Annotated in this window: 8 protein-coding genes and 2 pseudogenes; 5 read left to right on the forward strand and 5 right to left on the reverse strand. The window is 43.0% G+C overall.

Features of this window, described 5'->3' with window-relative positions:
• Positions 1 to 282: 282 nt before the first annotated feature.
• Positions 283 to 1,575 (reverse strand): sensor histidine kinase, encoded by a 1,293-nt coding sequence (locus tag EWV84_RS02445; RefSeq protein ID WP_287076206.1) that lies wholly within the window; start codon positions 1,573 to 1,575, stop codon positions 283 to 285.
• A 47-nt stretch (positions 1,576 to 1,622) separates the two neighbouring features.
• The gene (locus EWV84_RS02450) at positions 1,623 to 2,375 is read right to left on the reverse strand and encodes a response regulator transcription factor (RefSeq protein ID WP_287076207.1); all 753 of its coding nucleotides are present in this window, start codon (positions 2,373 to 2,375) and stop codon (positions 1,623 to 1,625) included.
• Positions 2,376 to 2,449: 74 nt separating this feature from the next.
• Between EWV84_RS02450 and EWV84_RS02455 the strand changes: the two genes are divergently transcribed.
• Both EWV84_RS02455 and EWV84_RS02460 read left to right on the forward strand, forming a co-directional pair.
• Positions 2,450 to 3,190, forward strand: a complete 741-nt coding sequence (locus tag EWV84_RS02455) for a creatininase family protein (RefSeq protein ID WP_286824513.1) — start codon at positions 2,450 to 2,452, stop codon at positions 3,188 to 3,190.
• A gap of 175 nt (positions 3,191 to 3,365) precedes the next feature.
• Positions 3,366 to 4,130 carry a hypothetical protein gene (locus tag EWV84_RS02460; RefSeq protein ID WP_287076208.1) on the forward strand — a complete coding sequence of 255 codons (765 nt, stop codon included), beginning with the start codon at positions 3,366 to 3,368 and terminating at the stop codon, positions 4,128 to 4,130.
• 204 nt (positions 4,131 to 4,334) lie between these two features.
• On the opposite strand, the gene glcD is transcribed toward EWV84_RS02460, so the two are convergent.
• Together glcD and tnpA are read right to left on the reverse strand one after the other, a co-directional pair.
• Positions 4,335 to 5,801, reverse strand: a complete 1,467-nt coding sequence (gene glcD / locus EWV84_RS02465; protein ID WP_287076209.1) for a glycolate oxidase subunit GlcD — start codon at positions 5,799 to 5,801, stop codon at positions 4,335 to 4,337.
• 178 nt (positions 5,802 to 5,979) lie between these two features.
• On the reverse strand, positions 5,980 to 6,390 hold the full coding sequence (gene tnpA / locus EWV84_RS02470; protein ID WP_287076210.1) for an IS200/IS605 family transposase: 411 nt from the start codon (positions 6,388 to 6,390) through the stop codon (positions 5,980 to 5,982).
• A 78-nt stretch (positions 6,391 to 6,468) separates the two neighbouring features.
• Here tnpA and EWV84_RS23000 point away from each other — a divergent pair.
• Positions 6,469 to 7,764, forward strand: a pseudogene (locus tag EWV84_RS23000) (RNA-guided endonuclease InsQ/TnpB family protein).
• A 280-nt stretch (positions 7,765 to 8,044) separates the two neighbouring features.
• Here the strand turns inward: EWV84_RS23000 and EWV84_RS02485 are convergent.
• Positions 8,045 to 8,596 (reverse strand): 2'-5' RNA ligase family protein, encoded by a 552-nt coding sequence (locus tag EWV84_RS02485; RefSeq protein ID WP_287076213.1) that lies wholly within the window; start codon positions 8,594 to 8,596, stop codon positions 8,045 to 8,047.
• A gap of 159 nt (positions 8,597 to 8,755) precedes the next feature.
• Here EWV84_RS02485 and EWV84_RS02490 point away from each other — a divergent pair, with 159 nt between their 5' ends.
• On the forward strand, positions 8,756 to 9,022 hold the full coding sequence (locus tag EWV84_RS02490) for a YciI family protein (protein ID WP_002776115.1): 267 nt from the start codon (positions 8,756 to 8,758) through the stop codon (positions 9,020 to 9,022).
• A 295-nt stretch (positions 9,023 to 9,317) separates the two neighbouring features.
• Positions 9,318 to 9,523 (forward strand): annotated as a pseudogene (locus tag EWV84_RS02495) (DUF3782 domain-containing protein); the annotation flags it as partial.

Consider the following 9,523-nt stretch of genomic DNA (forward strand, 5'->3'; position numbering starts at 1 on the left):
AATGGGGAAATGGGGAAATGGGGAAATGGGGAAATGGGGAAATGGGGAAATGGGGAAATGGGGAAATGGGGAAATGGGGAAATGGGGAAATGGGGAAATGGGGAAATGGGGAAATGGGGGAATTCAACTAAAACCCTAAAACCCTAAAACCCTAAAACCCCAACACCCTAAAACCCCAACACCCTAAAACCCTAAAACCCTAAAACCCCAACACCCTAAAACCCCAACACCCTAAAACCCTAAAACCCTAAAACCCCAACACCCCCACACCCATCACCTCACCTAATTTTTTTGACGGGGCAGAGTGACTTGTAGGCGAGCGCCACCGGTGTTAGGATCATTTTGAGCGACGATCGAACCGCCATGGGCTTGAATAATCTCTTTAGCAATCGATAAACCTAAACCGGTACTATAATCCTTTGTGCCTTGTTTTTGACGGGTGCGGGAAGGATCACCGCGAAAGAGGCGATCAAAAACGTAGGGTAGATCCGCTTCGTTAAATCCCTTCCCGTTGTCGATAACGTCAATTTTCAGCCATTTTTCCCCGATAGTATCGGATATTTCTCGAATTTCTAGGCATATTTTTCCCTGATCGGGACTATACTTAATGGCATTATCAAAGAGATTCAGGAAAACTTGCAGCAGACGAGAGTGATCAACTTCCAGCGTCCAATCCACCGGAGAGGAATAATCTAAGCTAATCTGTTTTTGGTCCGCTAAAGGGGTGACAGTCTGCCAAGCGGTGGTGATTAGCTCCTGTAGATTAATCATCTGGTATTGTAAATATCGCCCCGCATCCGCTTGTAATTGACTGATTTCTAGCCAATCGCACACTAATTGGCTCAAACGCTCCACTTCTTTCCCCATTTGTTCTAACCAGCGTCTTTCGGGAGCTTGGAGGCGTTTCTGTAAAGCTTCGGTAAGGAGAGAAATGGAGGTTAAGGGAGTGCGTAACTCGTGAGTTAAGTCAGAGAAAGCTCGCTCGCGATTTTGCGATAATTCCACTAAAGGCTGTCTATTTTCGATAAATACAGCGATTTCACCTTCTGGCAAGGGATAACCGTAACCCTTCAAGGCAATCGATTTAGGAGCAATCACTTGGCGATCGCTAATGGGGGTGACAGGATAATTAGTCGGGTAAAAAGTCCAAGTTTGCACCTGTGGACTCTGTTTTTGGCGAGTTTCTTGAATTAATTGATCTAATTCGTAGGAGCGCACTAATTCCAGCAGCAGACGCACTTGCTCCGGTTGCCAGCGATCGAGTTTTAAGAGGGTAATTGCCTGTTGATTGCACCAGAGCAGTCGATTATCGGCATCTATATGAAGATAGGCGATCGGCGCTCGTTCTAGCAAGGATTTCTGAATTTCTAAGCTCTTTTCTCGCTCTTGCAGACTTTGGGAGAGAAACTGTAATTCTCGACGCACCAGGGAGGTAACGGGAAAAGAGGCCGACAAATCCACCGAATCCGAGAGAGCGCTCAGGGTTCGCTTTAACTCTCTATTTAAGCGTGAGACTTGCCAGTAACAAATACTCAAACCTAAAACTACTCCGAAAATAAAAGCGAAAATAGTCATTATCCCAGCAAGCGGCGATCGCTAAACTTGAAAATATAATCGCTCACCTAGCCAAAACGATAACCGAAACCGCGTACAGTAATCAGGTATTCTGGTTGACTGGGATCGATTTCCAGTTTTTCCCGTAACCAGCGAATGTGAACATCGACGGTTTTAGTGTCTCCTAAAAAATCCGGTCCCCAAATTTGTTCAATTAATTGATCTCTTGACCAAACTCGGCGCGGATAACTCATAAATAGGTCGAGGAGACGGAATTCTTTAGGAGAAAGGTTAATTTCTTCATCTCGCACCGTCACCCGACATTCCTGGGTATAGAGAAGAACATCGCGGAATTTTCGCACGGGAGCGGCAGCTAGGGAAGTAAATCCTTGACGACGAATGAGAGCGCGACAACGAGCGACTAATTCGCGCATACTAAAGGGTTTAGTCAGATAATCATCGGCACCCACTTCTAAACCCAAAACTCGATCGGTTTCGCTGGCCTTAGCACTTAAGATTAAAATCGGGATAATATTGCCGTGATAGCGCAACAGACGACAGATATCAAGACCGTTGATTTGCGGTAACATTAAATCCAAAACGACCAAATCAAAACGAGATTCACCGTGATTAGATTCTTGACTTTGCAGTAGTTCTAGGGCAGCGCGACCATCACTAACACCGAGCGCCTCGTAACCTTCTTCTTCCAAAGCCAAAATAATCATATCCCGAATCACTTCTTCATCTTCAACGATTAAAATCCGATGATTGGGAACGAAATTCGTACTCGCCGACAAGGGGGGGTTGTCAAGGGTTAACATAAAAATACTTGATTATTCGTCCTAATTTTATCTCAATTTGTCAACCTGCACTCGTCTTGGAAGGCTGGAGCCGAATGTTATTACAGTTATCTACATGGTTAGAGGTGGAATCCTATCTAGAACAATCTCAGGGAATTATTATTCCTATCGGTTCCACGGAACAACACGGGCCGACGGGACTGATTGGTACAGATGCTCTATGTGCGGAGGCGATCGCTAAAGGAGTGGGGAAACAGGTACAAGCAATGGTAGCACCCACCTTAAATGTTGGTATGGCCCTACATCATACGGCTTTCCCCGGTACAATTAGCCTTCGTCCTAGCACTTTGATTCAAGTAATCCTCGACTATGTAACTTGTTTAGCTAGAGCCGGTTTTCGTCAATTTTTCTTTATTAATGGTCACGGGGGTAATATTGCTACCCTAAAAGCCGCTTTTGCGGAAACCTATTATCATTTGGATTCCCTTAATTTACCTAACACAAACGAGGTTAAATGTCAAGTGGCCAATTGGTTTATGGTGCGAGAAGTTTATCTTTTAGCCAAAGAATTGTATGGAGATCAGGAGGGTTCCCACGCTACACCAAGCGAAGTGGCGTTAACTCAGTATCTTTACCCTGAGAGTCTTAAAAACGCCTTTTTATCCGAAAAAGTGGCTTCTGGTCATGGTATTTACGGTGCGGCTAATTTTCGCCAAAACTACCCCGATGGTCGTATGGGTTCCAATCCTGCTTTAGCGACTCCCGAACACGGTCAGAGGTTCTATGAATTAGCCGTGAAAGAATTGAGTAATACTTATCTAGGGTTTGCTGAATAAATCTAAAAACCTTGTTGTAGAAGACTTTTAGACTTTTTTCCCCTCAAAAAGTGCCAGCCCTTGCAGTGGTCGGGGGGAAAATTCAGGGACTTTTTCCCTGAAAATTAGGTAATTGACCCGGAATAATTTAACTGTCACCCTATAGACAAAACTTAAATATCCAAGGAGAAAATTGATGATTGCCACCACTGACAATAACTCCAATCAACCTCTGGCTAGTTTGCGGGAAATACAAGAACTTTCCATCGCAATTACAGCCAAAAGCCTCAATCCCGCCATGCTAACGGTTGATTTCCTCAAATATTCGGGAATAGTTCCCCCTGACTGGGAATTAAATGGCCAGCCGGTACTCAATCCTAATTACGCTCAAGTTAATTTTCAAAATGGTATCAGCATCGTCGCCCAACCCCGGAAAATTACCTTTGTGGAGATGATTAACTCTCCCGATAGCCTGAACCTGAAACTGCCAGAAATTGTCGGTTTATATCTAGATAAACTCCCTTTGGCCGAATATCAAGCCCTGGGTATCGCCCCAAAAAGTATTGTTCCTCTCCCTAGTAGCCCCGATGCCGCTAAAAAATATATCACCGAAACTCTTCTCGCCCCCGGTTCCTGGCACAATTTCGGTACGGCCCCCCTACAAGCCAGCATCAATCTACTTTATCAGTTAGAAACCTCTCAGCTATCCGTGGCGATTAACGAGGCAAAATTGCAATTACCCGATGGCAAAACCTTAGCGGCGCTATTATTTGCCGGTAACTTTAACTATAATCTGGCCGAGGGCGGCGATCGATTAAATCTGCTCAAACAATATCTGGGACAATGGCAAAAAGATCTAGAGATTTTCCGAGAATTAATCACTCAACGCTTTCTGGAAAGACAACTCCCGGTTTTCCCCTCTAATATCAATCTGCCCCTAGGATCCCAAGGTGGACTGTAATCAGTCATCAGTAATCAGTAATCAGTAATCAGTCAGAAAAATCTTTAGACCTCCTGCAAAAGTAAGTTCTCGAACCGCTATCAGGTCAAAATATCTAAGAACTCAGATAAATTTGACATAATCTTAGGTTTTATGGATAGGAAGTTGTCTCTTTTCTTTTGGAAGATTTTTGATTTCTGCAAGAGATATATTACTGCCGATAACCTAAAACACATCCACCCCCCCAAACCCTTGCATTTTGGCATTAGCGGCTTCTCCACAGCTGCGCGGGGTGGGGAATAATTTCCCCGGATTAGCTAAACCTTTGGGATTAAAGCAATCCCGCACATAGCCCATAGTTTCTAAGTCAATCTCGTTGAACATGGCGGGCATATAACAATTTTTATCGATGCCGATACCATGTTCGCCCGATAAACTGCCCCCAACCCGCACACAAAGTTTGAGAATTTCACCGCCTAATTCCTCCACTTCTTCCCAGGCCCCCTCTACCTTATTATCGTAGAGAATCAACGGGTGTAAATTGCCATCACCAGCGTGGAAAACATTGGCGATTTTATAACCGTATTTTTCACTTAAAGCCTTAATTTCCTGAAGAACAGACACCAATTGAGTCCGCGGTATCACCCCATCTTGGACAAAATAATTAGGGCTAATTTTCCCCGCCGCCGCAAAAGCCGCTTTTCTGCCCTTCCAGAGTTTAAAGCGGGTTTCGGCATCATTAGCCGTGGTGATATTTCTCGCCCCATTTTGACGGCAAATCTCGGCAACCCACTGCTTATTCCTGGTTACTTCTACCCCTAAACCATCCAATTCCACTAATAAAACTGACTCGGCATCCCGGGGATAACAGCCCGTAGCCACCACGTCTTCCACGGCGTTAATACTGAGATTATCCATAATCTCCATCCCCGCCGGAATCATTCCTGATTTAATAATATCCGCCACCGCTTGGCCCGCCGCCTCGATACTGGTAAAATCAGCCAGTAAAACACAGATAGACTCGGGAGTTTTCAGAATTCTTAAGGTGATTTCCGTGGCGATGCCTAAAGTTCCCTCGGAACCCACAAATAAACCGGTTAAATCGTAGCCCGGCTGTTCCGGTACCGCACCCCCCACATCGATAATTGAACCGTCGGGAAGGACGATTTTTAAGCCCATAACGTGATTGGTAGTCACACCGTATTTTAAACAGTGAACCCCGCCAGAATTTTCTGCCACATTACCGCCGATCGAGCAGATAATTTGACTAGAGGGATCCGGTGCATAATAAAATCCTGCCCCGCTTACTGCTTGCGTCACCCAATTATTAATCACCCCGGGCTGTACCACCACCCTTTGATTATCTAAATCAACCCCCAGAATCTGATTCATCCGCGCCGTGACGATGAGAATCCCCTCTTCTAAGGGTAACGCCCCTCCCGATAAGCCCGTTCCCGCACCCCTCGCTACCCAGGCAATCTCGTTATCGTGACAGAGTTTCACCACCGCCGCAATTTCTGCGGTGCTGCGGGGCAGTACCACAAGAGCGGGTCTTTGTCTGTATCCTGTGATACCATCGCACTCGTAGGTTAATAATTCATCTTTGCGACGGATGACTCCATCTTTGCCAAGAATCGCTTCTAGCTGTTTGATCAGGTTGGGGGAGATTTTCGGGGGATTTTTGAGTAACATAGGTTTCAGGGCGGCGGAGTCGCCATAAAATCGCTCTATAGGTTAAAATATCGCAAAAAAGCCTGAAAGCTTTAAAAACTGCTCTCTCCTATTTTAACACGAAAAAAGACGGGAGCTTGGTAGCCCCGTCGTTTCAACACGGGGCGGAAAAGCGACGCGAGCGGATTTATCCGCCGTCCTAATGTCTGTCATGATGTGGGTCATTAATATAAGCCATTACTTTTGCTGTACTAACTTTACCAGAAGTGTCATAAAAATAGCTTTTTGTCCAAAAAGAGGGTAGTTTTGTTAATTCTGGAAATTCTTCTCTTAGCATTCTTGAACTTCTTCCTTTAAAAGCCTTGACCACTTCAGATATAGCTGTTTTCTCATCATATTCTACTAACAAGTGAACAGGATCTGGGGCTATCTCTTTAGCCTTAATAATCCAACCTTTATCAGATGCAACCGATTCCAAGATTGTTGCTAATCTTAGTTTAATGTCGCCCCTTAGCACTGGCTTACGACGTTTGGGAATCCAAACTAAGTGAATAGTTGCAAGCCCTACCGAATGGTTGTTGTGTCTATATCCAAACGAATCTTTTCTCATATATACTGGTTGATAGCTTGACAGGAGACAACCAATAGGTTAACATGAATATTATTCCGTTAGCAGGAGTAAATTAAATTGTTTGGATGCCAGCAGGTTTTAATTAAAGCAGACAAAGAGACAAGAGCAATTATTGAATATCTATGTCGTGAGTCGAATAGTTTATACAATTGTTCTGTTTATTATGCTCGTCAAATTTGGTTGAAGACGGGTAAGATTGTTACTGGATTTGCTCTGACAAAAGAAATGAAGTTTAATCCTCACTTTAAGGCTGGATATGCTTCGTCAATGCAGCAAACTTGCTTAAATGTTGGTGAATCCTTTAAATCTTTTAAGAAACTTTTAAAAAAGTCTATTAAAGGAGAGTTAAATCAAAAGCCTAATGTCCCGAAGTATCGTAAAAGCCGAGGATTGTTTACGGTTACTTATCCTAAAAAATGGTTAAAGTTAATCGAGGGCAAAATAAGGTTCCCTCTAGGAGAGCAAGTTAGAGCGTGGTTTGGATTAACAGAATTTTTTCTGCCTTTTCCTGTTAATTTAAAATGGGAATTAATTAAATAAGTCAGAATAGTTCCTAGAAATACTTGTCTTTATGCAGAATTTGTTGATCAACAAATACATTGTGAACTCAAAGAGGGGCAAAGCCTACCGACGCATCTTGACTCAACCAAGGTACTAGGGATAGATCACGGATTAAATAATTGGTTAACTTGTGTTTCTAATATTGAAACCAGCTTTATTATTGATGGAAAACATCTTAAATCGGTTAACCAATGGTACAACAAACAAATAGCGACATTGAAAGAAGGAAAACCTAAAGGATTTTGGTCAAGAACTTTAGCTCATGTCACCGAAAAACGTAATCAACAAATGAGAGATGCCGTTAATAAAGCAGCCAGAATAGTAATCAATCATTGTCTTATCCATGGTATTGGTACTATTGTTTTTGGCTGGAATCAAGGTCAGAAAAACGAGTCAAATATGGGGGCGAAAAATAATCAAAAGTTTGTACAAATTCCCACAGCTAAACTTAAGGAAAGAATTGCTCAACTTGGCGAACAATACGACATTAAGTTTGTTGAGACGGAAGAAAGTTATACTTCAAAAGCTTCTTTTTTGGACAATGATGAGCTACCTAAATATGGTGAAAAACCCGACGGGTGGCAGTCTTCAGGAAAACGAATTAAGCGCGGTTTATATCGTACTGCTGATAATTGGTTAGTCAATGCCGATTGTAACGGCGGCGCAAATATTCTAAGAAAAGTAAAGACAATGCTTAAATTAGATTTGAGCAGAGTTACTAGAGGCATCTTGACAATGCCCATCAGAATTAGATTTTGGTCTAATTCTGTGCTAGAATCTGCGTCGCTTTAGCGCGCAGAGTGTCAATAGAACCCCTTCCTCTGTAGATAGGGTCTGTTGAATAAATCTAAAAACCTTGTCGGATAACACTTTTGGACTTTTTTGACCTCAAAAAGTGCCTGACATTGGAGTGATCGGGGGAGAAATTTCAGGCACTTTTTCCCTGAAAATTAGGTAATTGACCACCTCAAAATGGTTAAAACCCCACACCCCACACTCCACACCCTACACCCTGTCCCCACTAAAAGACTTTTTGCCGCAAACCCTAGATAGAAACCTGCAAGGGTCTGGATTATAGAGAAAATTGCCGATAAATTTCCCAGTGCTTACCGTTATGAATTAGGAGGGTAATTTCATCGATCATCACCTCAAAAAATAGCTCTTGATTAGCATATTTTGACCAAGCTTTCCAGAAATTATCTTTAGTTAAATCTCGGAAGCCAACGGTTAAATGGGGCGCAAAAGCTCGGCTTTTTGAGGCATTATCAATGATATTCAGGGAAGATTCTAGCTGCTGTAAAAGCCGTTTTTGCAGGGTTAATAATTCTGGGGTTTTCTGGACATTAATATAAATGACTCGCGGTTTAAAGGCGGCAAAATTCTGGAGAATTAGGGGAATAGGAGCGTGTAAGCGGGCAAATTCCTCTAAACATCTTTCTAAATCCGGTAATTGTCCTAAATTCCACCGGAAAGGAGCTTGGAGAGTGACGTGGGGAGGCGATTTCAGGGCGGCACGACTATTGTAAATTTCTGCAAACTCTAACTTGATTTTTGTGGCAGTTTCCTGTACCTCTCGCGGCGGCAAAAGCGCAATAAAAAATAGAGATCCCTGGGGTTGATTCATGGAGACAAGCAAGGTAGAGAAATGAAGATATTATCTCGATTCTAGCAATCTTCAACAACTCTAGCTCATTGTATAGCTCTGTTACATTGCACCATTGAATGCCAAGATTAATCGGTATAATTATATGGTTGTTAATCAGTCCTAGTCTCCTGAGAATTTATGCCCTGGTTTGTCAAGATAGAAAAAGGCATTGTTGATAAAACTACCTTCGATCGCTATGTCAGCGCCCATAAGGACTATGTGCGTGATTTAATTAGCCAAGGACGAGCAGCAAAAACCGGTTATTGGGCAGAAAGGGGCGGCGGAATGTTATTATTTCAGGCCGATTCTCTTGAGGAAGCTCAAGCAATTATAGTTCGCGATCCTTTAATCGAGAATGGTTGTGTGGAATACGAACTCCATGAATGGCGAATTGTCGTAGAATAGTCGGGTGAGCCATGGCACTTATCTGGTATCAAGTGTGAAAATATTTACTAATAAAAACAATTGGCTTAAATCAGTCTTTAAACCCCTAGCTTGATGATGACTTTATCTTTTTGAAGCTGTGTTCAGACCACTCAAATATCACTCTAACACAGAAAAAATCAGCCCTCCACAGGGAGAAATTAGCTCCACCGTGGGATAGGCATCTTGCCGGTCGGAAACTGTTTCCTGGTTCCTCAATCTTTCACAAAACCATAAATTTATGATACAATAGCCGAATAGAGGTTAGATAAAAAAGATGAGCGAATCAGTAACAATTGCAGATATTTACCAATTGTTCCGCACTTCTGCTGAGGAGTTTGATCGCCGTTTAAGAGAAAGCGATCGCCGGATTGAGCAAGCCAGATTAGAAAGCGATCGCCGTGCTGAAGAAGTTGAGCAGTATCGTGCTGAAACAGCACGCATCCTCGCTGAAGCCAAATTAGAAAACGAGCGCACTATAGC

Origin of the sequence: Microcystis sp. M_QC_C_20170808_M3Col (genome assembly GCF_007095505.1) — a bacterium.
GTDB lineage: Bacteria > Cyanobacteriota > Cyanobacteriia > Cyanobacteriales > Microcystaceae > Microcystis.